Below are 24877 nucleotides of genomic sequence, written 5' to 3'. Positions count from 1 at the left end.
TTGAACCTGTGGTCGCAGGTTCAAAGGTGTTGGATCTGAGATTTTGGGGGCGCTTTGCGCCCCTTTCGCGACACAAGGCCGCTCCTACAGGGGACCGCGATCCGTTGTAGGAGCGGCCTTGCGTCGCGAAAGGGCTGCGCAGCAGCCCCCGAATTCGAATTACTTGTCGTCGCGGATCGAGAAGTTGGCCATGTGCTCCAGCCCTTTGATCAGCGCCGAGTGGTCCCAGTTGCCGCCGCCCAGGGCCTGGCAGGTGTTGAACACTTGCTGGGCATTGGAGGTGTTGGGCAGGTTGATGCCCAGTTCCTTGGCACCCTGCAGGGCCAGGTTCAGGTCCTTCTGGTGCAGGTTGATGCGGAAGCCTGGGTCGAAGGTGCCCTTGATCATGCGCTCGGCGTGCACTTCGAGGATCTTCGACGAGGCGAAGCCGCCCATCAGTGCTTCACGTACCTTGGCCGGGTCGGCGCCGTTCTTGGCGGCGAACAGCAGGGCTTCGGCAACGGCCTGGATGTTCAGGGCAACGATGATCTGGTTGGCCACCTTGGCGGTCTGGCCGTCGCCATTGCCACCGACGCGGGTGATGTTCTTGCCCATGGCTTCGAACAGCGGCAGGGTGCGCTCGAAGGCTTTCGGGCAGCCACCGACCATGATGCTCAGGGTCGCGGCCTTGGCACCGACTTCACCGCCGGACACAGGTGCGTCCAGGTAGGCAGCGCCGGTGGCCTTGATCTTCTCGGCGAAGGCTTTGGTAGCGGTAGGGGAGATCGAGCTCATGTCGATCACGACCTTGTTCGGGCCCACGCCTTCGGCCACGCCGTTGTCACCGAACAGGACGCTCTCGACCTGCGGGGTGTCGGGGACCATGACGATGATGAACTCGGCTTCCTGGGCAACTTCCTTCGGGTTGGCCAGGGCCACGGCACCGGCGGCGATCAGGTCGGCCGGGGCAGCGTCGTGGTGAGTGGAGACGAAGATGCTGTGACCTGCTTTCTGCAGGTTCTGAGCCATGGGCTTGCCCATGATGCCGGTGCCGATGAAACCGATTTTAGCCATGAGAGATTACCTCGTTGTATTTGTTGAATCTCGATGGAGCAGACAACGCGGCCCCGTGTAGGAGCGGCCTTGCGTCGCGATGGGCTGCGCAGCAGCCCCGGCAATCTATGCCGTAGCTGAAATCCTGGGGGCGCTGCGCACCCCTTTCGCGACACAAGGCCGCTCCTACAAGGTGCGTGTGGTCCTTAAATAGCGTTATGGGTCTTCAGCCAGCCCAGGCCCGCTTCGGTGGTGGTCAGCGGCTTGTACTCCGCGCCCACCCAGCCCTGGTAGCCGATGCGGTCCAGGTGCTCGAACAGGAAGCGGTAGTTGATCTCGCCGGTGCCTGGCTCGTTGCGGCCGGGGTTGTCGGCCAGCTGGATGTGGTTGATCAGTTTCAGGTTGGCTTCCATGGTGCGAGCCAGGTCACCTTCCATGATCTGCATGTGGTAGATGTCGTACTGCAGGAACAGGTTGTCGCTGCCAACCTCGGCCTGGATTTCCAGGGCCTGCTTGGTGGTGTTCAGGTAGAAGCCGGGGATGTCGCGGGTGTTGATCATTTCCATGACCAGGCGGATCCCGGCGGCTTTCAGCTTGTCGGCGGCGTAGCGCAGGTTTTCCACGAAGGTCTTGCGCACGGTGGCGCAGTCCGGGCCTTGTGGGCGAATGCCGGCCAGGGCGTTGACCTGGGTGTTGCCCAGCACCTTGGCGTATTCGATGGCCTTGTCGACACCGGCGCGGAATTCCTCGACGCGGTCAGGGTGGCAGGTGATACCGCGCTCACCCTTGGCCCAATCGCCCGCCGGCAGGTTGAACAGCACCTGGGTCAGGCCGTTGGCGTCCAGCTGTTGCTTGATCTCGGCAGCGCTGAAATCGTACGGGAAGAGGTATTCGACGCCGCTGAAACCAGCATCGGCGGCAGCCTTGAAGCGGGCCAGGAAGTCCTGTTCGGTGAACAGCATGGACAGGTTGGCAGCGAAGCGAGGCATGTTGTGTCTCCTTGCGATGAAGGCCCCCGGCGCCCTCAGGTAGGGGCCGGCACGGGGGCGTCAGGCGATCAGTCCAGCAGCGAGATGGCGGTTGGCGCGTCGTTGCCGACCAGGGCCAGGTCTTCGAACTCGTTGACCGCGTTGATCTCGGTGCCCATGGAAATGTTGGTCACACGTTCGAGAATCACTTCGACCACCACCGGTACGCGGAACTCTTCGGCCATCTTCTGTGCCTTGAGCAGGGCAGGGGCGATCTCGGCCGGCTCGAATACACGGATGGCCTTGCAGCCCAGACCTTCGACCACGGCGACATGGTCGACACCGTAGGTGGCGGCGTCGGTCGAGTTGATGTTCTCGAACGCCAGTTGTACACAGTAATCCATGTCGAAGCCACGTTGCGCCTGACGGATCAGGCCCAGGTAGGCGTTGTTCACCAGTACGTGCACGTACGGCAGGTTGAACTGTGCGCCCACCGCCAGCTCTTCGATCATGAACTGGAAGTCGTAGTCACCCGACAGTGCGACCACCTTGCGCTTCGGATCGGCCTTGACCACACCGAGGGCGGCAGGGATGGTCCAGCCCAGCGGGCCGGCCTGGCCGCAGTTGATCCAGTGGCGTGGCTTGTACACGTGCAGGAACTGCGCGCCGGCGATCTGCGACAGACCGATGGTGCTGACGTAGCAGGTGTCCTTGCCGAATACCTGGTTCATTTCTTCGTAGACGCGCTGCGGCTTGACCGGCACGTTGTCGAAGTGGGTCTTGCGCTGCAGGGTGGCCTTGCGCTCCTGGCAGTCTTCCAGCCAGGCCTTGCGGCACTTCAGCTTGCCGGCGGCTTTCCACTCGCGGGCCACTTCGAGGAACACGTCCAGTGCCTTGCCGGCGTCGGAAACGATACCCAGGTCCGGGGTGAACACGCGGCCGATCTGGGTCGGCTCGATGTCCACGTGCACGAACTTGCGGCCTTCGGTGTAGACGTCGACGGAACCGGTGTGGCGGTTGGCCCAGCGGTTACCGATACCGAACACCAGGTCGGATTTCAGCAGGGTGGCGTTGCCGTAGCGGTGCGAAGTCTGCAGGCCGACCATGCCGACCATCTGTGCGTGGTCGTCCGGGATGGTGCCCCAGCCCATCAGGGTCGGGATTACCGGTACACCGGTCAGTTCGGCGAACTCGACCAGCTTGTCGCTGGCGTCGGCGTTGATGATGCCGCCACCGGCTACCAGCAGCGGGCGCTCGGCGTCATTGAGCAGGGCCAGGGCTTTTTCGGCCTGTACGCGGGTGGCGGACGGCTTGTGCACTGGCAGCGGTTCGTAGGCGTCGATGTCGAATTCGATTTCGGCCATCTGCACGTCGAACGGCAGGTCGATCAGTACCGGGCCTGGGCGGCCGGTGCGCATTTCATAGAAGGCCTTCTGGAAGGCGTAAGGCACCTGGCCTGGCTCCAGAACGGTGGTGGCCCACTTGGTGACCGGCTTGACGATGTTGGTGATGTCGACAGCCTGGAAATCTTCCTTGTGCAGGCGGGCACGTGGGGCCTGGCCGGTGATGCAGAGGATCGGGATGGAGTCGGCGGAGGCACTGTACAGGCCGGTGACCATGTCGGTGCCGGCTGGGCCGGAGGTGCCGATGCACACGCCGATGTTGCCCGGGTTGGCACGGGTGTAACCCTCGGCCATGTGCGAGGCGCCTTCGACGTGACGAGCGAGGACGTGATCGATGCCACCGACTTTCTTCAGGGCCGAGTACAACGGGTTGATGGCAGCCCCCGGGATGCCGAACGCGGTATCTACACCTTCACGGCGCATGACCAGAACGGCTGCATCGATTGCTCTCATTTTGCTCATGGTTTGTGCCTCATCGATTTTGTAATTGTATACAACTTGCTTTGTGCCAGAGTGTATTCACGGCTGGCCGCTTAGGTCAACGGGTTTTCGTCGGCGGACGTCGCTTTCGTTCGAGCGCCCGTGAAAACGGAGGTTTGCGCCATCGCATACGATCGTTTCAAAATATTGTATACAAAAATATCTTTCGTTGTGTTCTATTTGTTCTATCGGTTTTCAACTGCCCTCAGGGCTTCTCACAACAAGAAGAGGACCTTTCCATGAACGTTTTGAACCTGAAAGTCGCGGTCAGCCTGGTGAATGCCGCGCTGGCGGCGGGCCGCAAGATCAATGCCGCGCCACTGACCGTGGCGGTGCTGGATGCCGGCGGCCACTTGCTGGCGCTGCAACGCGAGGATGGCGCGAGTCTGATCCGGCCGGAGGTGGCCACCGGCAAGGCTTGGGGCGCGATTGCCCTGGGCAAGGGCTCACGCCTGCTGGCGCTGGACGCGCAGCAGCGGCCGGCATTTTTTGCCGCGCTGAACGGGTTGGGCGAGCGGCCGGTGGTGCCGGCGCCGGGTGGCGTGCTGGTGCGTGATCAGGACGGCAAGGTGCTGGGTGCGGTAGGGATCAGCGGGGATACGTCGGATATCGACGAGCAGTGCGCGATCAGTGCGATCGAGGAGGTGGGGTTGAAGGCGGATGCCGGGGTAGCGGCGTAAGGCTGAAGATGGCTGGGGCCGCTTTGCGGCCCTTTCGCGACACAAGGCCGCTCCCACAGGGGTTACGCAATCTCCTGTGGGAGCGGCCTTGTGTCGCGATGGGCTGCAAGGCAGCCCCACTGGCCCTGTCAGGCTAGCTCAGGCTCACACCCCTTGAGCACCATGCGGATGATGGTCTCCGCCGCCGCGTCATAATCGCTGTCGGCCAGCTTGGCCTTGCCGGTCACCGCAGAGATCTGCCAGTCGAAATCGGCATAGGTCTGGGTCGCTGCCCAGATGCTGAACATCAGGTGATGCGCATCCACATGAGCGATCTGCCCGCGGTCGATCCAGCGCTGGATGCACTCGATGTTGTGCCGCGCCTGCTCGTTCAGTTGCGCTACCTGGTTCGGCGACAGGTGCGGGGCACCGTGCATGATCTCGCTGGCGAACACCTTGGACGCATGCGGCAGGTCGCGGGAAATGCGGATCTTCGAGCGGATGTACGCACTCAGCACTTCCTTCGGGTCACCGTCGGCATTGAACGGGGTCGACGCCTGCATGATCGGCGCGATGATGCTTTCCAGGACCTCGCGGTAGAGGTTGTCCTTGGATTTGAAGTAGTAATACACGTTCGGCTTGGGCAGGCCGGCCTTGGCCGCGATATCGCTGGTCTTGGTGGCGGCGAAGCCCTTGTCGGCGAATTCCTCGCTGGCCGCGCGCAGGATCAGTTCCTTGTTGCGCTCGCGAATGGTGCTCATGGTCAGGGATCTTCCTCGTGTCTGGCCACCTCTAAGAGGGATCGGGCATGGTAGCACCGGGCTCGACGGGCGCTCAAGGCAGCGGCTTTGGGCTAGAATCCTGGGCACTCACTCTTCTGGATACAGGCAAACATGGCAGGAAGCAGTCTACTGGTACTGATCGACGACATCGCCACGGTGCTCGATGACGTCTCGGTGATGACCAAGGTGGCGGCGAAAAAGACCGCAGGCGTGCTGGGCGATGACCTGGCACTGAATGCCCAGCAGGTCACCGGGGTGCGTGCCGAGCGCGAGATCCCGGTGGTGTGGGCTGTGGCCAAGGGCTCGATGGTGAACAAGGCCATCCTGGTGCCGGCGGCGCTGCTGATCAGCGCGTTCATCCCCTGGGCGGTGACACCGTTGCTGATGCTGGGCGGCGCCTACCTGTGCTTCGAGGGTTTCGAGAAGCTGGCGCACAAGTTCCTGCACAGCAAGGCCGAGACTGACGCCGAGCATGAAGCGCTCAAGGAGGCGGTGGCCGATGCCAATGTCGACCTGGTGGCGTTCGAGAAAGCCAAGATCAAGGGCGCGGTACGTACCGACTTCATCCTTTCGGCGGAAATCATCGCCATCACCCTGGGCATCGTTGCCGACTCGCCGTTGACCCAGCAGATCGTCGTGCTGTCGGGTATCGCGGTGGTCATGACCATCGGCGTGTACGGGCTGGTGGGCGGTATCGTCAAGCTCGATGACCTGGGGCTGTGGATGACCCAGAAGGCTTCACGCCTGGCCAGGGCGGTGGGTAACGGCATTCTGCGTGCCGCGCCATACATGATGAAGAGCCTGTCGGTGATCGGCACGGCGGCCATGTTCCTGGTCGGTGGCGGGATCCTGGTGCATGGCATCGGGCCGCTGCATCACGCCATCGAGGCGTTCAGCGAAGGGCGTGGCGGGGCGTTGACCGTGGCGCTGCTGAACGGCGGTGTCGGGGTTGTGGCCGGTGCCGTGGTGCTGGCCGTGGTGGGCATTGCGGGGAAACTGTGGCGGGCGGTTCGGCCGGCCACCTGAGTTGCATGGCCGGGGCTTTGCCCCGGTTCGCGGGTGAACCCGCTCCCACATGTATAGCGTCTGCCATGAATCCGGTGCTGACCCTGTGGGAGCGGGTTTACCCGCGAATGGGCCGCAAGGCGGCCCCTGTACTCAGATCAGAAGTGAACCTTGAGCAGGAAGCTCATGGTGTTCTGGTCGGTGGTGAAGGCATCGGAATCCTTGATGCCGTACTTGTTCTTCCAGTAGTCGTACTCCACACCCACATACAGCTGCTTCTCGCCCAGGTGCAAGGCCTTGCCCAGGTCATACTTGATCTGCGGGTTGAAGTGCAGGTTGGCCTGGTAGGTGCCGCGGCGGTTCTCGTCGTTGTCCACCACCCAGTCCATGAAACCGTCGATCAGCAAATCGGACGAACCGACCGGAATGGTGTATGACCACACCGGGGTGATCTGCCACACGTTGTCGCCGGCGCGGCTGCCGTCGGTGGTGCGGTTGTAGAAGTTCAGCTGGAAGTAGTCGAAGCCAGGGATGTCCAGGTCGAAGCCAGGGCCGATCAGGTACGACTCGGTATCACCTTCGCCGAACTCGTAGGTCATCGCCAGCAGCACGTCCTTGACCGGGCCGAAAGCCAGCTTCTGGTCGAAGATCTTGCCGAACGACAGGCGCGGGCTGATTTCGCCGTAGTAGGTGTTCGGGCCATTGCCCTCATCTTTCTGGCCCTGGTAGAAGATCTTGTCGACAAAGATGAAGTTATCGCCGTACTTCCAGCCATCAGCGTGCTCGAAGGTCACGGTTTGCTGGATCGACGGGTTGACCTTGAAGTTCTTGCCCCACAGGTAGGTCAGGCTGTTGTTCTGCCATTGCAGCAGGTCGCCGCCGAAGGTGGTGCCACAGGCCAGCAGGCCGCCGGCGAGGATCAGGCTGTTGATGGTACGCATTGCGAGTGTCGCTCCCTTGATTGATCTATTGTCAGCGCTCGTTGTTGGCGCTTTTTTGTCTTTTGAGTCAGCTTTTTTCGATAGGCCACAGCTGTTTGGCAAGGGTTGAGCCAACTTTCCTGGGCTGGCAAAACCTTCCTGCTCGACTTCGTTCTGAACGGATGAAAAGGGTCTTTCAGGCTGGCAACACGTTGGCCAACCGCCCGAATTCATTGACTGAGCGGTCAGTAAACGCAGGCAGAATCCCTTCTGCCCTGATCGAGGGGGCGCGCAGATTACTGGCTTGCGCGCCTTGCCTCAAGTGCTCCGTCCTGGAGCAGTGTGGTACAAACTTGTGCGTTTGGTCAGTTTTCTAGAAGTGCACCTTGATCAGGGCACTGGTGACGCTCTGGTTACTGTCGATATTGCCTTGGCTGTCGATGCCGTACTTGTCCTTCCAGTAGCTGTACTCGATGCCCACGTACAGCTGCTTGGCGCCCAGGTTCAGGGCTTTGCCCAGGTCGTACTTGACCTGTGGGTTGAACTGCAGGTTGGCGTGGTAGGTGCCACGGCGGGTCTGGTCGTTGTCGACCACCCAGTCCATGTAACCGTCGATCAGAATGTCGGATTTGCCGACCGGAATGGTGTACGAGAAGGCCGGGGTGATCTGCCAGACGTTGTCACCGGGGCGGCTGCCTTCGGTGTTGCGCAGGTAGAAGTTTAGGGTGAAGTAGTTGAAGCCGGGGATGTCCAGGTCGAAGCCGGGGCCGATCAGGTAGGCCTCGTTGTCGCCCTCGCCACGCTCGTAGGTCATGGCCAGCAGCACATCCTTGATCGGGCCGAACGCCAGCTTCTGGTCGAAGATCTTGCCGAACGACAGGCGCGGGCTGAACTCACCATAGTAGCTGGTCACGCCTTTGCCCGGGTCGGGCTTGCCGTTGTAGAAGACCTTGTCGACGAACATGAAGGTATCGCCGTACTTCCATTTGTTGGCGTGCTCGAAGGTCACTGTCTGCTGGATGCGTGGGTTGACCTTGAAATCCTTGCCGTACAGGTAGGTCAGGCTTTCGCCATGCCACTGCAGCCATTCGCCAGCGTGGGCGGGGAGGGTGGCCAGCAGGCTGCTGCCCAGCAAGAGGGACGAGGTGATGCGTTTCATGTTGTGGTTCCCGGACTTATTGTTTTTGTTGGGTTTTTTTGGCGCGCAGGCGCCCCGGACGGCCCATTCCGGCGGGCCGACGGTGTAGCGTTTACGGCGAATTCGAGGCGGGGCGGCAGTGCGCCGCCCCCCTTGCTCAATGCTGGTGACAGGCTTCGTTGTGCACCGCGCGGTCGGCACCACCAAGGATGTTGAACAGCACGTTCAACACCAGGGCACTGACCGTGGCCATGGCGATGCCACTGTGGGTGATGGGTTCCATCCACTGGGGCATCTGGGCGAAGAACTCCGGACGCACCACGGGGATCAACCCGAAGCCGACGCTCACCGCAACCAGCAGCTGGTTGCGACGGTCGCCGATGTCCGCCTCCTGGAGAATCTTGATCCCGGTGGCGGTGACCATGCCGAACATGGCGATGGACGCGCCGCCCAGTACCGCAGGCGGGATCGAGGCAATCAGGAAGGCCGCCTTGGGCAGCAGGCTGAGCAGAATCAGCAGTGCACCGGCCACGATGGTGACATAGCGGCAGCGCACCCCGGTCATCTGCACCAGGCCGATGTTCTGGGCGAACGAGGAGTGGGTGAAGGTGTTGAAGAAGCCGGCGATGAACGACGCGCCGGCATCGCACAGCAGGCCGCGGCGCAGCATCCCTGGGGTAACTTCACGATCGGTCACCTTGCCCAGGGCCAGGAACATGCCGGTGGACTCGACGAAGATGATCACCACCACCAGGCACATGGACAGGATCGGTGCCAGGCTGAAGGTTGGCATGCCGAAGTGCAGTGGGGTCACCACTTGCAGCCACGGTGCGTCGTTCAGGCCCGACAGGTCGACCATGCCGATGGAGCCGGCCAGGATGTAGCCCAGGCCCATGCCCACCAGTACCGACACGTTGACCCAGAAACCGCGCATGAAACGGTTGATCAGCAGGATTACCGCCAGCACCAGGCCGGCCACCAGCAGGTAGATCGGCGAGCCGAAGGTATCTGCCTGGTGGCCGCCACCGGCCCAGTTGACTGCCACCGGGAACAGCGACAGGCCAATCGAGGTGATCACCGTGCCGGTGACCAGTGGCGGGAAGAAGCGTACGACCTTGGACATGAACGGCGCGATCAGCATGCCGAAGAACCCGGCGGCGATGGTCGCGCCGAAGATCCCCTGCAGGCCCACGCCAGGCATGCCGGCCATGGCCACCATGCTGCCGACGGCAGCGAAACTGGCACCCATCATCACCGGCATGCGGATGCCCACCGGGCCGATACCGAAGGACTGGATGATGGTAGCGACGCCAGCGACCAGCAGGTCGGCGTTGATCAGGAAAGCGACTTCTTCACGGGACAACCCGGCGGCCTGGCCGATGATCAATGGCACGGCGATGGCGCCACCGTACATCAGCAGAACGTGTTGCAGGCCAACCAGGATCAGTTGGAACAGGGGCAAGGGCTCGCGCGGCGGCGCAACAGGGATGTACGCCTTGCGTGACTCGGACATGCAGCACCTCGAGTTTTGTTTTTATTCTCGGATCCAAGCGCCGGCCTCAGGCGGCAGGCTTCCGGTTAAGAGAGCCTGAGGTTCCCGCTTGAGGCTGAACGCTCGATGCTTGCTTGTTGCGTATGTCTTGAAACAGAGGCCGGGAGTGCCGGCCTCTTCGCGGGTGAACCCGCTCCCACAGGGGCGGTGTTATCCCGACAATTGTGTTTCAGTTGACCGGTGCGCCTTTGGCGATCCAGTCACCGACCAGCTTGCGCTCTTCGGTGGTCATCTGGGTGATGTTGCCCAGCGGCATGATCTGGCTGGCGACCGCTTGCGCCTGGATGCGCGCGGCCTGGGCCTGGATCTGCTGCGGGGTGTCGAACATCACGCCGGCAGGGGCGGCGCTGAACAGTGGGCTGGTCGGCTTGGACGAGTGGCACACGGTGCAGCGTTCCTGGATGACATTGTGGATCTTGTCGAAGCTCTCGCCGCCAGCCTGGGCGGTGGCCTGGGCAGGGGCTTCGGCCGGCGCGGCAGGCGCTGCGGCAGCCTTGGCGGCGTCCTCGGCGCGTTGCTCGGCAGCGGTCTTGCCGCCTACAGCGGTCGCGGGCAGTGGCTGGTACTCGACCTTCGCCGCGGCTTGCTCAGGGCTGACGGCCATCGGTTTCGGACCGGTGACGTAGGCCAGGCAGATCATCGCCAGGGCGCCGACCGGCAGGGTCCAGGCGTACTTGTTGCTGTCGTGGCGGGTGTTGAAGTAGTGGCGGATCAGGACCGCGGCTACTGCGATACCGGCCAGGATCAGCCAGTTGTACTGGCTACCGTAGGTGCTCGGGAAGTGGTTGCTGATCATGATGAACAGCACCGGCAGGGTGAAGTAGTTGTTGTGGCGCGAGCGCAGCAGGCCCTTGGCCGGCAGTACCGGGTCGGGGGTCTGGTTGTTCTCGATCGCAGCCACCAGCTGGCGCTGGGCCGGCATGATGATGCGGAACACGTTGCCGACCATGATGGTGCCGATGATCGCGCCGGTGTGCAGGTACGCACCACGGCCGCTGAACACCAGGCTGAAGCCCCAGCACGCGGCGATGATCAGCACGAACAGTACAGCACCGAGCAGCGCTGGCTTCTTGCCCAGGGGCGAGTCGCACAGGAAGTCGTAGATGAACCAGCCGGCGATCAGCGAGCCGATACCGATGGCCACGCCTTCGGCACCGCTAAGGGTGCTGCCAGGGGCCAGCAGGTACAGGGTCGGGTTCCAGTAGAACACCACGCACAGCAGGGCGATACCGGACATCCAGGTGAAGTAGGCTTCCCATTTGAACCAGTGCAGGTTCTCGGGCATTTTCGGGGGTGCGAGCTTGTATTTCTCCAGGTGGTAGATACCACCGCCGTGAATTGCCCAGAGATCACCCGACAACCCATCGCGCGGGTTGCTTCGGTTCAGGTGGTTCTCCAGCCAGACGAAGTAGAACGATGCACCGATCCAGGCGACACCGGTGATCATGTGAACCCAGCGAATGCTCAGGTTCAGCCATTCGTGAAGGTGTGCTTCCACAGTATGTACCTCTTGCCGGTCACCCGCTCGGGCATTGCCCTTGAATGACCGACCTTTTCTTATTGGTGGGGATTGAGGACCAGCATCTGTTCCTCGGTGAAGTAATGCTCGTCGCAGTTGTTGCCGGAACCACTGCGATCAACCACCAGGAAGTCATCCCGCTTTTCGATCGTCAGCACCGGGTGGTGCCAGACGCCGCGATGGTAATTGACGCCCTGCCTGCCATTACTGCGGAAGGCTCGGACCAAACCTGATACAGGTGCATCGCCAACTGGCGCGACCACGATCAGAAAGGGGTTGCCGAGCAGCGGGATGAAAGCCTGGCTGCCCAGCGGATGGCGTTCCAGCATGCGCACGGTCAGCGGCATGTCCAGCGCGTCGGCGCGGAAGATGCTGATGATCGCCTTGTCTTCAGGCTCGGCGGTTTCGACCGTGGCGAGCTTGTGGAAGCGCATGGTCGAGCCGTTGTTGATCATGAAGTGGTCGCTGCCGTCGGTTTCGATCACGTCTCCGAAAGGGGCGAAGGCTTCTTTGGTCAGGGGCTCGATCATCAGGGTGCGCATGCGGATATCTCTTCTATGTTCGTTGTTCTGGATAAGGCTCAAGCGTTGCGGCGGCTTTACAGCTGCAGCAGGCGGAACAGGGCGATCAGGTTGATCTGCGCCAGGGCTTCCTTGAATTCGGCATCGGCATCGTTGTGGATGCGTTTTTCGAAGGAGGCGAGGATCTGGTGCCGGTTGCTGCCTTTAACCGCCATGATGAACGGGAACTGGAACTTGGCCTTGTAGGCGTCGTTCAGCTCGGTGAAACGGGCGAACTCTTCGGCGGTGCACTGGTGAATACCGGCGCCGGCCTGCTCGTTGGTGCTCGATTCGGTCAGCTCGCCCTGGATGGCGGCCTTGCCGGCCAGGTCCGGGTGAGCGTTGATCAGCGCCAGCTGGTCGGCGTGGTTGGCGCTGAGCAGGATGTCGCTCATGCGCTGGTGCAGCGCCTCGATCTCGTCCAGCTCGCCCAGTTGGCCCAGGTCATAGGCTTTTTCGGCTACCCACGGCGAATGCTCGTAGATGTCGGCGAATGCCTTGACAAAGGCGTCACGGCCCAGGGCGGATGGCTTGAGGGTGTTGAAGGCGGTCATCAGGCGTTCTCTTTCTTGTACGGGTGGGTGGCGTGCCAGTGGCGGGCGATGTCCACGCGACGGGCGAACCAGACCTGGTCATGGCTTTTTGCGTAGTCGACGAAGCGCTTCAGTGCGGCCAGGCGTGCCGGGCGGCCGACCAGGCGGCAGTGCAGGCCGATGGACAGCATTTTCGGTGCTTCGGCGCCTTCGGCGTACAGCACATCGAAGGCGTCCTTCAGGTACTGGAAGAACTGCTCGCCGCAGTTGAAGCCCTGTACCTGGGTGAAGCGCATGTCGTTGGTATCGAGGGTGTAGGGGATCACCAGGTGCGGCTTGCCGGTAGAGTTGTTCGGCTCCCAGTAGGGCAGGTCGTCGTCATAGGTGTCGCTGTCGTACAGGAAGCCACCTTCCTCCATCACCAGGCGACGGGTGTTCGGGCCGGTGCGGCCGGTGTACCAGCCCAGCGGGCGCTCGCCGGTGATTTCGGTGAGGATGCGGATGGCTTCGAGCATGTGCTCGCGCTCCTGGGCCTCGTCCATGTACTGGTAGTCGATCCAGCGGTAGCCGTGGCTGCAGATTTCATGGCCGGCCTCGGCCATGGCGCGGATCACGTCGGGGTGGCGCTGGGCGGCCATGGCCACGGCGAAGATGGTCAGTGGCACGCCGCTGTCCTTGAACAGCTTCAGCAGGCGCCACACGCCGGCGCGGCTGCCGTATTCGTACAGCGATTCCATGCTCATGTTGCGTACGCCCTGCAGTGGCTGGGCGGCGACCATTTCCGAGAGGAATGCTTCGGACTCCTTGTCACCGTGCAGGATGTTGCGTTCGCCACCTTCCTCGTAGTTGAGGACGAAAGACAGCGCGATGCGAGCGTTGCCCGGCCATTGCGGGTGAGGAGGGTTGTTGCCGTAACCGATCAGGTCGCGAGGGTAGTCAGCGCTCACTGCAGTCTTCCTTCTTGTGCGTTAGTGCGGGGGGTGGGCGGACCGCGTCGGTATGTCGCACCACCGGATGGGCTGATTGTATACAACTTCTGAAATCTTTTGTAAGCCTGTTTTTCCGCATTTCTTCCCTTTTGTCGCCTCGCAGCGCCCTGGAAAAACAGTGCAAGAAACCTGCCTGATTGGTCAGCTAATGACGTTGGCGTCTTTACGGCGCCTGTATTTGCGACCGATGGGTCGTTTATGGGCAAGAAACGGAGGGTGCGACAGAAGGGCTCAAAAAATTGTGTACAATTTCTCGGTGGAATGTCTTAATGGCGTCATTCCCGCACATCTCAGGCCCTTTGGCGTGATGATGGCCGTGTATTTTTTGCCCACAGATTGAACAAGAGGCGACAAGCAATGGGACGTTTGACCACACACGTACTGGATGCCGCGCATGGCTGCCCGGGCAGCTCGATCAAGGTCGAGCTGTACCGTGTCGAAGGCCAGCAGCTGGAGCTGGTGAACACTGCCCTGACCAACAGCGATGGCCGTGTCGACGCGCCGCTGCTGCAGGGTGACGACTACCGTACTGGTGTCTACCAGCTGCAGTTCAGCGCTGGCGACTACTACCGCGCTCGCGGTGTACAGCTGCCGGCCCAGGCGTTCCTGGATGTTGTCGTGCTGCGCTTTGGCATCGACGAGCAGCAGGAGCACTACCACGTGCCGCTGCTGATCTCGCCGTACAGCTATTCGACCTATCGTGGAAGCTAGTTGGTCGCTAGAAGAATCTTCGTAGGTCCTTTGGCCCGCTCTCACACTGGCGGGCTTTTTTTCGTCTGCTGTTTGTCGCCGGCAAGCCAGCTGCCATCTGATCGGTAGCGCGGGCCCTTGTAGGAGCGGCCTTGTGTCGCGAAAGGGCTGCGGAGCAGCCCCGGCAATTTGTGCATCTGCGCTGAAACCCTGGGGCTGCTTTGCAGCCCTTTCGCGACACAAGGCCGCTCCTACAAAGGCCAGTGCAGGTCAGCAGATTGATGCCGGCCAAATAAAGAAAGGGCGCCTAGGCGCCCTTGGTTGGTGCAGCAGGGTTCAGAGGAACACGAACTTGGCAATGAAGATCGCGCACAGCACCCACAGGCTGGCGGAGATTTCCTTGTATTTGCCAGTACCTGCTTTCAATGCCACATAGCTGATGAAGCCCAGGGCAATACCGTCGGCGACCGAGAAAGTCAGCGGCATCATGATCACCGTGACGATCGCCGGAATGCTGTCGGTGGCTTCGTCCCAGTGGATATGCGCCATGCTGCCCATCATCAGCATCGCCACGTAGATCAGCGCACCGGCGGTGGCATAGGCCGGAATCATCCCGGCCAGCGGGGCGAAGAACATCGCCGCGATGAACAGCAGGCCGACCACCACCGCCGTCAGGCCGGTACGACCACCTGCGGCCACGCCAGCAGCACTTTCCACATAACTGGTCACCGGCGGCACGCCGACCACGGCGCCGAACACACTTGAAGCACTGTCAGCCTTCAGCGCCTTCGACAGGTTCTCGATACGCCCGTCCGGCGCCACCAGGTTGGCCCGCTGCGCCACGCCCATCAGGGTGCCGGCGGTGTCGAACATGTGCACGAACAGGAACGCCAGCACCACGCTGATCATGCTGACGTTGAACACGCCGGCCACATCCATGGCCATCCAGGTCGGTGCCAGGCTTGGCGGCATCGACATCACCCCGCCGAATTTCACCAGGCCCAGGCCCCAGCCGGCCAGGGTGACACCGATGATGCTGATCAGGATCGCACCGAACACCCGCTTGTAGCTGAGGATGGCGATCAGCAGGAAGCACACCGCAGCCAGCAGCGGCCCCGGTTCATGCAGCGAGCCCAGCTTGATCAGCGTGGCCGGGCTGTCGACGATGATGCCTGCCGTCTTCAGGCCGATCAGCCCGAGAAACAATCCGACGCCGGCCCCCATGGCATGGCGCAGGCTGACCGGGATGCTGTTGAGCAACCATTCGCGCACTTTCGACAAGGTCAGGAACATGAACAGCACACCCGAGACGAATACTGCGCCCAGTGCCGTTTCCCAGTTGTAGCCCATGGTGCCGACCACGGTGTAGGTGAAGAAGGCGTTAAGCCCCATGCCCGGCGCCAGGCCTACCGGCCAGTTGGCGTACAGGCCCATCAGCAGGCAGCCCAGCGCGGCGGCGATGCAGGTGGCGACGAAGGCGGCACCGTGGTCGATGCCGGCGTCGGCCATGATGTTGGGGTTGACGAAGATGATGTAGGCCATGGTGATGAAGGTGGTCACCCCGGCGATCATTTCGGTTCTGACGGTGCTGCCGTGTTGCTTGAGTTTGAAAATCCGCTCCAGCCAGCTCGTTTCGAGCGGTGGGGCAAGATCCAGCGTAGGGGCTTCGGATTTGCGGCTTTCCACAGCGAGTACTCCTCAAGTCTTTCTTGTTGTTATGGAGCCAGGGGCCTGAGCAATGCACTTGGCGGCTCCGCGAGGGAAGGCAGACGTCTGACCGGTTTGTTGACTTGTGGGTCAAGAAGTTGCTCGGTGGATTATGCTTTTGTGTACAAAGAATGCAAATAATGTTTTATGTTTTGTGTGCGCAATGCGTCGTACAACGGCTATATAGGTAAAAGGCCACCTGCAGAAACGGCTCAGCCTGTGTACAATGGCGCCATACTTTCCTTCGTGCCTCGAGAGCCCATGAACGAACAGCTGCAACCTCTGAAGAAACCTGCGCGTACCGGCAAGGCTGGCCGCAGTGGTACCCAGGACGACATCGTCTACGCGCATATTTTCGAGGCGATCCTCGAGCAGCGTCTGGCACCGGGCACCAAGTTGAGCGAGGAAGCGCTGGGCGAGATCTTCGGCGTCAGCCGCACCATCATCCGCCGCGCCTTGTCGCGTCTGGCCCACGAAAGCGTGGTGCTGTTGCGGCCGAACCGCGGCGCGGTGGTGGCCAGCCCCACGGTGGAAGAGGCCCGCCAGGTGTTCTTCTCCCGGCGCATGGTCGAACGGGCCATCACCGAACTGGCCGTGCAGCACGCTACCCTCGAGCAACTCAACGAGCTGCGGCAGATGGTGCGCGAGGAGCGCGACAGCTTCTCCCGTGGTGACCGCGGTGCCGGCATTCGTCTTTCCGGCGAATTCCACCTCAAGCTGGCCGAGGCCGCAGGTAATGCGCCGCTGGTCAGCTTCCAGCGCAGCCTGGTGTCGCAGACCTCGCTGATCATTGCCCAGTACGAAAGCGGCAACCGCTCGCATTGCTCGTATGACGAACACATGCAGCTGATCGATGCCATCGAGGCGCGCGACGCCGAGCAGGCGGTGAGCCTGATGATGCACCACATGGACCACATCGACAGCAAGCTGAATCTGGACGAGGAGAGTGCCTCGGACGATCTGCATGCGGTGTTCTCGCATCTGCTGAAAAAGCCCAAGGTATCGGTCAAGGGTTGATCGTTTGCCTGGTTGACTGAAGGGGGCTGCTTTGCAGCCCATTCGCAGCACAAGGCTGCTCCTACAAGGATTGCATAACCTCTGTAGGAGCAGCCTTGTGCTGCGAATGGGGCGCGAAGCGGCCCCCAGCCATTTCTGGTCATTGATCAAAGGTCTGCTAAATTCTTGTGAGCAAACCTTCATCAAGCAGTTGGGCTTGCGCATTCGTTGCGTTCAACTTCTTGAGGAATGGACTCATGAGCATGTCCCTCGGTAAACGCATGGGCGCCGAGCTGCTTGGCACCTTCTGGCTGGTGCTTGGCGGCTGTGGCAGTGCGGTACTCGCCGCCAGTTCCCCCATCGGCATCGGTGTACTCGGCGTCGCCTTCGCTTTCGGCCTCACCGTGCTGACCATGGCCTTCGCCATCGGCCATATCTCCGGCTGCCACCTCAACCCCGCCGTGTCGTTCGGGCTGGTGGTGGGCGGGCGCTTCCCGGCCAAAGAGCTGTTGCCCTACGTGATCGCCCAGGTGATCGGCGCCATCCTGGCGGCAGGTGTGATCTACCTCATTGCCAGCGGCAAGGCAGGTTTCGAGCTGTCTGCGGGATTGGCTTCGAACGGCTACGCCGACCACTCGCCCGGCGGCTACACGCTCGGGGCGGGCTTTGTCAGTGAAGTGGTGATGACGGCGATGTTCCTGGTGGTGATCATGGGCGCCACCGACGCCCGGGCGCCAGCGGGTTTTGCACCGATCGCCATCGGCCTGGCCCTGACCCTGATCCACCTGATCTCGATCCCGGTGACCAATACCTCGGTCAACCCCGCGCGTAGCACGGGGCCGGCCTTGTTCGTCGGTGGCTGGGCCCTGCAACAGCTGTGGCTGTTCTGGGTAGCGCCGCTGATTGGTGCTGCGATCGGCGGCGCACTGTACCGGGGCCTGGCAAAAGAACCTTAGCGCTGGTGCACGCAACGCCCTGCGGCGTAGGTTTCACGCACGGTGCGGTCGTCGCCGAGGGTGGTGAGCACGAACAGGGTTTCCTCGATGCTGTTGGACTGCTGGATGCGGTAGTCCAGCAGTGGCGTGGCCTTGTAGTCCAGTACCACGAAGTCGGCATCGTTACCCGGGCGCAGGCTGCCGATGCGGTCGTCCAGGCGCAGCGCGCGGGCGCCGCCGAGGGTGGCCAGGTACAGCGACTTGTACGGGTGCAGGCGCGCGCCCTGCAGCTGCATCACCTTGTACGCTTCGTTCAGGGTGTTGAGCAGCGAGAAGCTGGTGCCGGCGCCAACGTCGGTGCCCAGGCCCACGTTGACCTTGAAGCGCTCGGCCTGGGGCAGGTTGAACAGGCCGCTGCCGAGGAACAGGTTGGAGGTGGGGCAGAAGGCCACGGCCGAGCCGGTTTCGGCCAGGCGCTGGCATTCGTCATCGCACAGGTGCACGCCATGGGCGAATACCGAGCGTTCGCCCAGCAGCTCGAAGTGGTCGTATACGTCCAGGTAACCCTTCTGCTCGGGGAACAGCGACTTGACCCAATCGATTTCCTTGAGGTTTTCCGACAGGTGCGTGTGCATGTACACGCCCGGGTGCTCCTTCAGCAGTTGGCCTGCCAGCGTCAGCTGCTCAGGCGTACTGGTGGGGGCGAAGCGCGGGGTGACTGCATAATGCAGGCGGCCCTTGCCATGCCAGCGCTCGATCAGTGCCTTGCTTTCGGCATAGCCGGACTCGGCGGTGTCGGTCAGGTAGTCCGGGGCGTTGCGGTCCATCATAACCTTGCCGGCGATCAGGCGCAGGTCCAGGCGCTCGGCTTCCTCGAACAGGGCATTGACCGATTCCGGGTGCACGCTGCCGAACACCAGGGCGGTGGTGGTGCCGTTGCGCAGCAGTTCCTTGAGGAAGATCTTCGCCACCTGGTCGGCGTGGCCCTTGTCGGCGAACTGCTTTTCGCAGGGGAAGGTGTAGGTGTTCAGCCAGTCCAGCAGCTGTTCGCCGTAGGAGCCGATCATGCCGGTCTGCGGGAAGTGGATGTGGGTGTCGATGAAGCCCGGGGTGATCAGCGCGTCCTGGTAGTGCTCGACCGGGATATCGGCGTCCAGGGTCGGCAACAGTTCGGCGGCGTGGCCAACGGCGCGGATGCGGCCGTCGTCGACTACCAGCAGGCCGTCCTCGAAGTATTCATGGGAAGCCTCCAGGCCCACCTCGGCCGGGTCGGCGATGCTGTGCAGGATGGCGGCACGGTAGGCTTTGCGGGTAACGGTCATAACACACTCGTCAAATGGCTTGGCTGCGCCGGGAGGGCGGCAGCAACTGGGCAATGGGGCCGGCATTGGCGGCAGCATCGTGCTGGCCGAAGCAGGCGTTGTAGGTGGCGATGATTTCACCGGCGATGGATACGGCGATCTCGATGGGCAGCTTGCCCTTGACCTCGGCCAGGCCCATCGGGCAGCGCATGCGCGCCATCACGGCATCGTCGTAGCCGCGCTCGCGCAGGCGGTGCTCGAACTTGACCCGTTTGGTCTTCGAGCCGATCAGGCCGAACCAGGTGAAGTCGTTGCGCTTGAGAATGGCGGCGGTCAGTTCCAGGTCGAGCTGGTGGTTGTGGGTCATGACGATGCAGTAGCAGCCTGGCGGCAGGTCTGCCACTTCGTCGACCGGCTCCTCGCTGACCACCTTGGTCACCCCGTCGGGGATCAGGGCAGGGAATTCCTGCTCGCGCGAATCGATCCAGCGCACCCGGCAGGGCAGCGCGGCGAGCAAGGGTACCAGAGCCCGGCCGACATGGCCCGCGCCGAACACCGCAATCTGCGCCTGCACCGCGGCCATGGGTTCGAACAGCAGCACAGTGACGCCGCCGCAGCACTGGCCAAGGCTGGCACCGAGGCTGAAGCGCTCCAGGTGCGGGGTGCTACGGTGCTCTTCGAGCATCTGCCGGGCGATGTGCAGGGCCTTGTATTCCAGGTGGCCGCCGCCGATGGTGTCGAACAGGCCGCTGGCGCTGACGACCATTTTCGAGCCGGCATTGCGCGGGGTCGAGCCGCGTTCCTCGATGATGGTAACCAGCACGCAGGCTTCGCCACGGGACTGGTGGTCGGCGAGGGCGTTGATCCATTGGTGCATGATGCAATTCCTCTTCAGCACAACGCGGTCCGCTTTGTGTAGGAGCGGCGGCGTTACTGGGTGACGGTTTCCAGCTCCGGCTCGGCAGGTTGCGCTGCAGCCACTGCCTTGCGCATCTGCTCGCAACCCCACAACACCCGCTCCGGCGTCGCCGGCGCATCCACCTGTGGCTGCACGCGGTAGTCGGCGATGCTGGCCACGGCGTCCTTGATCGCGCACCAGGCAGCGATGCCGAGCATGAACGGCGGCTCGCCCACGGCCTTGGAGTGGAACACGGTGTCTTCCGGGTTCTTGCGGTTCTCCACCAGCTTTACCCGCAGATCCAGCGGCATGTCGGCCACTGCCGGGATCTTGTAGCTGGCCGGGCCGTTGGTCATCAGCTTGCCCTTGGCGTTCCACACCAGCTCTTCGGTGGTCAGCCAGCCCATGCCCTGGATGAAGCCGCCTTCCACCTGGCCGATGTCGATGGCCGGGTTCAGCGAATCACCCACATCGTGCAGGATGTCGGCACGCAGCATCTTGTACTCGCCGGTCAGGGTGTCGACCACCACTTCCACGCAAGCGGCGCCGAAGGCGAAGTAGTAGAACGGCCGGCCACGTGCCTGGCTGCGGTCGTAGTAGATCTTCGGCGTACGGTAGAAGCCGGTGCTGGACAGCGACACCTGGGCGAAGTAGGCCTGCTGCACCAGCTGTTCGAAGCTGACGATCTGGTCGCGCACGCGCACATGGCCGTTGCGGAACTCGACGTCTTCCTCGGTCACCTGGTAGTGCCGCGCGGCGAACTCGGTCAGGCGCTTCTTGAGGATTTCGGCAGCGTTCTGCGCCGCCTTGCCGTTCAGGTCGGCACCACTGGAGGCTGCGGTCGGCGAGGTGTTGGGCACCTTGTCGGTATTGGTGGCGGTGATCTGGATACGGCTGAAATCGACCTGGAAGATCTGCGCCACCACCTGTGCCACCTTGGTGTTCAGGCCCTGGCCCATCTCGGTGCCGCCATGGTTCAGGTGGATGCTGCCGTCGGTGTAGATATGGATCAGCGCACCGGCCTGGTTGAGGAAGGTGGCAGTGAACGAGATACCGAACTTGACCGGGGTCAGCGCCAGGCCCTTCTTCAGGATCGGGCTGTTGGCGTTGAAGCGGCGGATCGACTCGCGGCGCTCGGCATAGTCACTGCTGGCTTCCAGTTCGGCGGTCATCTCTTCGAGCATGTTGTGCTCGACGGTCTGGTAGTAGTGGGTGACGTTGCGCTCGGTCTTGCCGTAGTAGTTGGCCTTGCGCACCGCCAGCGGGTCGCGGCCCAGGTGGCGGGCGATGTGGTCCATCACCTGCTCGATGGCGACCATCCCCTGCGGGCCGCCGAAGCCGCGGTAGGCGGTGTTGGAGGCGGTGTTGGTCTTGCAACGGTGGCCGTGCACGGTGGCATCGCCCAGGTAGTAGGCGTTGTCGGAGTGGAACATGGCGCGGTCGACGATCGAACCGGACAGGTCGGGCGAGTAGCCGCAGTTGCCGGCCAGGTCGAAGTTGATGCCGTGCAGGCGCCCGTCGTCGTCGAAGCCCACATCGTACTCGACGTAGAACGGGTGGCGCTTGCCGGTCATGGTCATGTCTTCGACCCGTGGCAGGCGCATCTTGGTCGGCTGGCCGGTCAGGCGCGCGACCACGGCGCACAGGCACGCCGGGCTGGCGGCCTGGGTTTCCTTGCCACCAAAACCGCCACCCATGCGGCGCATGTCCAGCACCACCTTGTTCATTGGCACGTCGAGTACTTCGGCGACCAGCTTTTGCACTTCGGTGGGGTTTTGCGTGGAGCAGTAGACGATCATGCCGCCGTCTTCGGTGGGCATCACCGAAGAAACCTGAGTTTCCAGGTAGAAGTGCTCCTGGCCACCGATGTGCAGGGTGCCCTGGATGCGGTGCGGGGCACTGGCCAGGGCAGCAGCGGAATCGCCACGCTGGTGGGTGTGGCTGTCGAGCACGAAGTGCTTCTTGCGCAATGCTTCGACCACATCCAGCACCGGCTCCAGGTCTTCATACTCGACGATGGCGGCCATGGCCGCACGGCGTGCGGTGTCGAGGTCGCGGGCGGCCACGGCGAGCACCGGCTGGCCGAAGAACTCGACCTTGTCGATGGCCAGCAGCGGGTCGCCGGCCACCACCGGGCCGATGTCCTTGAGGCCGGGGATGTCTTCGTGGGTGATGGCGATACGCACACCCTCGAAGGCATAGCACGGCGTGGTGTCGATGCGCAGGATGCGCGCGTGGGCGCGGTCGGCGGTGCGCGCATAGACGTGCAGCTGGTTGGGGAATTCCAGGCGGTCGTCGATGTACACCGCCTCGCCGGACACATGCTTGTCGGCGCTGTCGTGCTTGACGCTGCGGCCGACCCCGGTGGTCAGGTCCTGGCTGAACAGTTCGGCCATCTCGGCCTGGCTCTTGGCTACGTGATGGTTAGACATAAGCGGTCACCCGGGTTTCGATGTACGGCGTTTGCTGTTCGATGAAGTACTTGCGCAGCAGGTTCTGCGCGGTCAGCAGGCGGTATTCCTTGCTGGCGCGGAAGTCGCTGAGCGGGGTGAAGTCTTCCGCCAGGGCCTGGCAGGCACGCTCGATGGCAGCCTGATTCCACGGCTTGCCGCGCAACGCCGCTTCGCAGGCGCGGGCCCGTTTGGGGATCGCCGCCATGCCGCCGAAGGCGATACGCACACCGCTGACCACGCCGTCTTCGATGCTCAGGTTGAAGGCGCCGCACACGGCGGAAATGTCATCGTCCAGGCGCTTGGACACTTTATAGGCGCGGAACGCCCAGTCGCTGGTGGCGCGCGGCACGATGATCTTCTCGATGAACTCGCTGTCCTGGCGGGCAGTGATGCGGTAGTCGATGAAGTAGTCTTCCAGTGGCATCACCCGCTGGCGCTCGCCCTGGCGCAGGACGATCTGCGCATCCAGGGCAATCAGCAGGGGTGGCGAGTCGCCGATTGGCGAAGCGTTGCCGATATTGCCGCCCAGGGTGCCCTGGTTGCGGATCTGCAGCGAGGCGAAGCGGTGCAGCAGGGCGCCGAAGTCCGGGTATTCCTCGTTCAGTGCGCCGTAGCAGTCGGTGAGCGGGGTGGCGGCGCCGATTTCCAGGTGGCTGGCGGTTTTCTCGATGCGCTTGAGCTCGGCCACATGGCCGACGTAGATCATCACCGGCAAGGTCTTGTGGAACTGGGTGACTTCCAGGGCCAGGTCGGTGCCGCCGGCCAGCAGCCGCGCCTCGGGGTGCGAGCTGTACAGGTCGGCCAGGTCGGCCACGGTCAGTGGTACCAGGCAGCGCTTGTCGCCGCTGTTCAGCTCGCCGGTCTGGGTTGGCGCAATGGCCTTGAGGCGGCTGATAGTCTGTGCCTGCTGGGCATCGAACTGGTCGCGGCAAGGCTGGCGGCAGCTCTGCTCGGCGGCGTCGAGGATCGGCCGGTAGCCGGTGCAGCGGCACAGGTTGCCGGCCAGGGCTTCCTGGGCCTGGTGCAGGTCGGGGCCGCTGCTGTTCTTCTGCAGGGCGAACAGCGACATGACGAAGCCGGGGGTGCAGAAGCCGCACTGCGAGCCATGGCAATCGGCCATGGCCTGTTGCACGCTGTGCAGCTGGCCCTGGTGCTTGAGGCCTTCGACGCTGATCAGTTGCTTGCCGTGCAGCGACGAAACGAAGGTCAGGCACGAGTTGAGGCTGCGGTAGCGCAGGCTGTCGTTGCCCTTGTCGTCCTGGGTCAGTTCGCCGACCACCACGGTGCAGGCGCCGCAGTCACCACTGGCGCAGCCCTCCTTGGTGCCAGGTTTGCCCAGGTGCTCGCGCAGGTACTGCAGCACCGTCATGTTCGGGTCCAGGGCATGCTCACTACGCAGCTCCTGGTTGACGAGAAACTGGATCACGGGGATGGCCTCGCAATGGTTTTATTGTTGTTGGGCGGACTCTAAGCAAGAGCTGTCCAGCTGGTCAATATTTTTCTGACTCAAAGGTCAAGAAATTGCTCATGTCCAAGCCCGGCCGCACACATTGCCCTTATCCCAAGCATAGATCGCGCCGGGCGCCTGGATGCCTTGCAGGTCAAATAAACCGCCAGGCCCCTCTGCGCGATTACCGGCCAAGTACGCTACAATCCGCTCCTTGTGCCCAGTTCAATGATTTTGAAGGAAAACCATGACGTTCAAGGCCCCGGACAGCCTCTCCGAGCAGATTGCCGATTACCTGGCCGAACGCATCATCCGCGGCGAGCTGGCGCCAGGCGAGCGTATCCAGGAGCAGAAGGTCACCCAGGCACTCAACGTCAGCCGCGGCTCGGTGCGCGAGGCGCTGCTGATCCTCGAACGCCGCCACCTGGTGGCGATCCTGCCGCGCCGGGGTGCCCATGTGACCGAACTCGACGAGCGCAGTGTGCGCAGCCTGTGCGCACTGATGGGCGAGTTCTACATCCTGCTGGGTAACGCGGTTGCGCAAAAATGGCGCACCGATGCCGACCTGCGCCCGTTCCTGGAGATCCAGCAGCGCCTGCAGCGGGCCCATGACCAGCTGGACATCAAGGCCTTCGTCGCCGACAGCTTCGCGGTCATGCGGGCGGCCTATCCGTTCGCCGACAACCCGTTCCTGCAGGAAACCGTGGAAAACCTGCAGCCGGCGATGAGCCGTGCCTACTACCTGTCGCTGGACCAGCGCCAGGCCAACATGATCGATTACCTGGACCTGTTCGCCCGCCTGCTCGACGCCGTGATCGCCCGTGACCTGCCGCGCATTCGCGAGGTGCTCACCGCCTATGGCCAGCGCAGCTGCGAACTGGTGCTGGCGGCGTTGGCCCGAGGCTGACCG

22 protein-coding genes are annotated in these 24877 nt (G+C 62.7%); 6 read left to right on the top strand and 16 right to left on the bottom strand.

The genetic code is table 11. The annotated features are described in order from the left end of the window. Positions 1–159 precede the first annotated feature (159 nt). The 3 genes from ACGLHT_RS05150 to gcl all read right to left on the bottom strand — a co-directional run bounded on the left by ACGLHT_RS05150 (position 160) and on the right by gcl (position 3865). A complete protein-coding gene (locus ACGLHT_RS05150) occupies positions 160–1053 on the bottom strand; it encodes a 2-hydroxy-3-oxopropionate reductase (RefSeq protein ID WP_025340037.1) in 894 nt (297 codons plus the stop codon). Between the two features lie 185 nt (positions 1054–1238). Then, positions 1239–2021 carry a hydroxypyruvate isomerase gene (gene hyi / locus ACGLHT_RS05145; RefSeq protein WP_003259508.1) on the bottom strand — a complete coding sequence of 261 codons (783 nt, stop codon included), beginning with the start codon at positions 2019–2021 and terminating at the stop codon, positions 1239–1241. 68 nt (positions 2022–2089) lie between these two features. Then, on the bottom strand, positions 2090–3865 hold the full coding sequence (gene gcl, locus ACGLHT_RS05140) for a glyoxylate carboligase (protein ID WP_015271168.1): 1776 nt from the start codon (positions 3863–3865) through the stop codon (positions 2090–2092). 257 nt (positions 3866–4122) lie between these two features. On the opposite strand from gcl, the gene ACGLHT_RS05135 reads away from it, so the two are divergent. Continuing rightward, entirely contained in the window at positions 4123–4563 is a 441-nt protein-coding gene (locus tag ACGLHT_RS05135; protein ID WP_274120462.1) for a heme-binding protein, read from the top strand. A gap of 128 nt (positions 4564–4691) precedes the next feature. On the opposite strand, the gene ACGLHT_RS05130 is transcribed toward ACGLHT_RS05135, so the two are convergent. Further along, complete coding sequence (locus ACGLHT_RS05130) at positions 4692–5303, bottom strand: TetR/AcrR family transcriptional regulator (RefSeq protein ID WP_015271167.1); 612 nt, start codon at positions 5301–5303, stop codon at positions 4692–4694. Positions 5304–5435: 132 nt separating this feature from the next. Between ACGLHT_RS05130 and ACGLHT_RS05125 the strand changes: the two genes are divergently transcribed. After that, positions 5436–6350, top strand: coding sequence for a DUF808 domain-containing protein (locus ACGLHT_RS05125; RefSeq protein WP_274120461.1), 915 nt, complete (start codon positions 5436–5438; stop codon positions 6348–6350). A gap of 137 nt (positions 6351–6487) precedes the next feature. Here ACGLHT_RS05125 and ACGLHT_RS05120 read toward each other — a convergent pair whose 3' ends face one another. The 7 genes from ACGLHT_RS05120 to puuE form a co-directional block, all read right to left on the bottom strand. Continuing rightward, complete coding sequence (locus ACGLHT_RS05120) at positions 6488–7270, bottom strand: outer membrane protein OmpK (protein WP_274120460.1); 783 nt, start codon at positions 7268–7270, stop codon at positions 6488–6490. Between the two features lie 352 nt (positions 7271–7622). Beyond that, complete coding sequence (locus ACGLHT_RS05115) at positions 7623–8408, bottom strand: outer membrane protein OmpK (protein ID WP_075045891.1); 786 nt, start codon at positions 8406–8408, stop codon at positions 7623–7625. A gap of 136 nt (positions 8409–8544) precedes the next feature. Beyond that, the gene (locus ACGLHT_RS05110) at positions 8545–9900 is read right to left on the bottom strand and encodes a nucleobase:cation symporter-2 family protein (protein ID WP_085593158.1); all 1356 of its coding nucleotides are present in this window, start codon (positions 9898–9900) and stop codon (positions 8545–8547) included. A gap of 208 nt (positions 9901–10108) precedes the next feature. Further along, positions 10109–11437, bottom strand: coding sequence for a urate hydroxylase PuuD (locus ACGLHT_RS05105; RefSeq protein ID WP_013973534.1), 1329 nt, complete (start codon positions 11435–11437; stop codon positions 10109–10111). A gap of 59 nt (positions 11438–11496) precedes the next feature. Next, positions 11497–12000, bottom strand: a complete 504-nt coding sequence (locus tag ACGLHT_RS05100; RefSeq protein WP_003259500.1) for an ureidoglycolate lyase — start codon at positions 11998–12000, stop codon at positions 11497–11499. A gap of 56 nt (positions 12001–12056) precedes the next feature. Further along, on the bottom strand, positions 12057–12572 hold the full coding sequence (gene uraD / locus ACGLHT_RS05095) for a 2-oxo-4-hydroxy-4-carboxy-5-ureidoimidazoline decarboxylase (protein WP_025340030.1): 516 nt from the start codon (positions 12570–12572) through the stop codon (positions 12057–12059). Further along, positions 12572–13498 (bottom strand): allantoinase PuuE, encoded by a 927-nt coding sequence (puuE, locus tag ACGLHT_RS05090; protein ID WP_025340029.1) that lies wholly within the window; start codon positions 13496–13498, stop codon positions 12572–12574. Before puuE ends, uraD begins: the two co-directional genes overlap by 1 nt. Positions 13499–13897: 399 nt before the next feature. Here puuE and uraH point away from each other — a divergent pair, with 399 nt between their 5' ends. Further along, positions 13898–14251: a hydroxyisourate hydrolase gene (gene uraH / locus ACGLHT_RS05085; RefSeq protein ID WP_003259496.1), complete on the top strand. Its 354-nt coding sequence runs from the start codon at positions 13898–13900 to the stop codon at positions 14249–14251. Positions 14252–14566: 315 nt separating this feature from the next. Here uraH and ACGLHT_RS05080 read toward each other — a convergent pair whose 3' ends face one another. Beyond that, positions 14567–15916, bottom strand: a complete 1350-nt coding sequence (locus ACGLHT_RS05080) for an NCS2 family permease (RefSeq protein ID WP_013973528.1) — start codon at positions 15914–15916, stop codon at positions 14567–14569. A gap of 282 nt (positions 15917–16198) precedes the next feature. Between ACGLHT_RS05080 and ACGLHT_RS05075 the strand changes: the two genes are divergently transcribed. Together ACGLHT_RS05075 and aqpZ are read left to right on the top strand one after the other, a co-directional pair. Next, on the top strand, positions 16199–16954 hold the full coding sequence (locus ACGLHT_RS05075) for a GntR family transcriptional regulator (RefSeq protein WP_003259493.1): 756 nt from the start codon (positions 16199–16201) through the stop codon (positions 16952–16954). A 236-nt stretch (positions 16955–17190) separates the two neighbouring features. Further along, on the top strand, positions 17191–17889 hold the full coding sequence (gene aqpZ / locus ACGLHT_RS05070; RefSeq protein WP_025340028.1) for an aquaporin Z: 699 nt from the start codon (positions 17191–17193) through the stop codon (positions 17887–17889). Here aqpZ and guaD read toward each other — a convergent pair. Genes guaD through xdhA form a run of 4 tightly spaced genes read right to left on the bottom strand, consistent with a single transcriptional unit; the run spans position 17886 to position 23946 of the window. Continuing rightward, positions 17886–19190 (bottom strand): guanine deaminase, encoded by a 1305-nt coding sequence (gene guaD, locus ACGLHT_RS05065; protein ID WP_075045889.1) that lies wholly within the window; start codon positions 19188–19190, stop codon positions 17886–17888. The two genes, aqpZ and guaD, sit on opposite strands and share 4 nt — an antisense overlap. 10 nt (positions 19191–19200) lie before the next feature. After that, positions 19201–20046: a xanthine dehydrogenase accessory protein XdhC gene (xdhC, locus tag ACGLHT_RS05060; RefSeq protein WP_085614498.1), complete on the bottom strand. Its 846-nt coding sequence runs from the start codon at positions 20044–20046 to the stop codon at positions 19201–19203. A 53-nt stretch (positions 20047–20099) separates the two neighbouring features. Beyond that, positions 20100–22499 carry a xanthine dehydrogenase molybdopterin binding subunit gene (gene xdhB, locus ACGLHT_RS05055; RefSeq protein ID WP_274078387.1) on the bottom strand — a complete coding sequence of 800 codons (2400 nt, stop codon included), beginning with the start codon at positions 22497–22499 and terminating at the stop codon, positions 20100–20102. Further along, on the bottom strand, positions 22492–23946 hold the full coding sequence (xdhA, locus tag ACGLHT_RS05050) for a xanthine dehydrogenase small subunit (RefSeq protein ID WP_274120458.1): 1455 nt from the start codon (positions 23944–23946) through the stop codon (positions 22492–22494). Before xdhA ends, xdhB begins: the two co-directional genes overlap by 8 nt. 268 nt (positions 23947–24214) lie before the next feature. Here xdhA and ACGLHT_RS05045 point away from each other — a divergent pair, with 268 nt between their 5' ends. Then, on the top strand, positions 24215–24874 hold the full coding sequence (locus ACGLHT_RS05045; RefSeq protein ID WP_015271155.1) for a GntR family transcriptional regulator: 660 nt from the start codon (positions 24215–24217) through the stop codon (positions 24872–24874). The last annotated feature ends 3 nt before the right edge of the window (positions 24875–24877 follow it).

The sequence above is a fragment of the Pseudomonas sp. PsB genome (assembly GCF_043658375.1).
In the GTDB taxonomy this organism is placed as follows: domain Bacteria; phylum Pseudomonadota; class Gammaproteobacteria; order Pseudomonadales; family Pseudomonadaceae; genus Aquipseudomonas; species Aquipseudomonas putida_Z.
This window is presented reverse-complemented; position numbering and strand designations above follow the sequence as displayed.

Coding starts and splice junctions, on each gene's coding strand:
- ACGLHT_RS05150 (WP_025340037.1), bottom strand. CDS start 1,053: ATGGCTAAAATCGGTTTCATCGGCACCGGCATCATGGGCAAGCCCATG.
- hyi (WP_003259508.1), bottom strand. CDS start 2,021: ATGCCTCGCTTCGCTGCCAACCTGTCCATGCTGTTCACCGAACAGGAC.
- gcl (WP_015271168.1), bottom strand. CDS start 3,865: ATGAGCAAAATGAGAGCAATCGATGCAGCCGTTCTGGTCATGCGCCGT.
- ACGLHT_RS05135 (WP_274120462.1), top strand. CDS start 4,123: ATGAACGTTTTGAACCTGAAAGTCGCGGTCAGCCTGGTGAATGCCGCG.
- ACGLHT_RS05130 (WP_015271167.1), bottom strand. CDS start 5,303: ATGAGCACCATTCGCGAGCGCAACAAGGAACTGATCCTGCGCGCGGCC.
- ACGLHT_RS05125 (WP_274120461.1), top strand. CDS start 5,436: ATGGCAGGAAGCAGTCTACTGGTACTGATCGACGACATCGCCACGGTG.
- ACGLHT_RS05120 (WP_274120460.1), bottom strand. CDS start 7,270: ATGCGTACCATCAACAGCCTGATCCTCGCCGGCGGCCTGCTGGCCTGT.
- ACGLHT_RS05115 (WP_075045891.1), bottom strand. CDS start 8,408: ATGAAACGCATCACCTCGTCCCTCTTGCTGGGCAGCAGCCTGCTGGCC.
- ACGLHT_RS05110 (WP_085593158.1), bottom strand. CDS start 9,900: ATGTCCGAGTCACGCAAGGCGTACATCCCTGTTGCGCCGCCGCGCGAG.
- ACGLHT_RS05100 (WP_003259500.1), bottom strand. CDS start 12,000: ATGCGCACCCTGATGATCGAGCCCCTGACCAAAGAAGCCTTCGCCCCT.
- uraD (WP_025340030.1), bottom strand. CDS start 12,572: ATGACCGCCTTCAACACCCTCAAGCCATCCGCCCTGGGCCGTGACGCC.
- uraH (WP_003259496.1), top strand. CDS start 13,898: ATGGGACGTTTGACCACACACGTACTGGATGCCGCGCATGGCTGCCCG.
- ACGLHT_RS05075 (WP_003259493.1), top strand. CDS start 16,199: ATGAACGAACAGCTGCAACCTCTGAAGAAACCTGCGCGTACCGGCAAG.
- aqpZ (WP_025340028.1), top strand. CDS start 17,191: ATGAGCATGTCCCTCGGTAAACGCATGGGCGCCGAGCTGCTTGGCACC.
- guaD (WP_075045889.1), bottom strand. CDS start 19,190: ATGACCGTTACCCGCAAAGCCTACCGTGCCGCCATCCTGCACAGCATC.
- xdhC (WP_085614498.1), bottom strand. CDS start 20,046: ATGCACCAATGGATCAACGCCCTCGCCGACCACCAGTCCCGTGGCGAA.
- xdhB (WP_274078387.1), bottom strand. CDS start 22,499: ATGTCTAACCATCACGTAGCCAAGAGCCAGGCCGAGATGGCCGAACTG.
- ACGLHT_RS05045 (WP_015271155.1), top strand. CDS start 24,215: ATGACGTTCAAGGCCCCGGACAGCCTCTCCGAGCAGATTGCCGATTAC.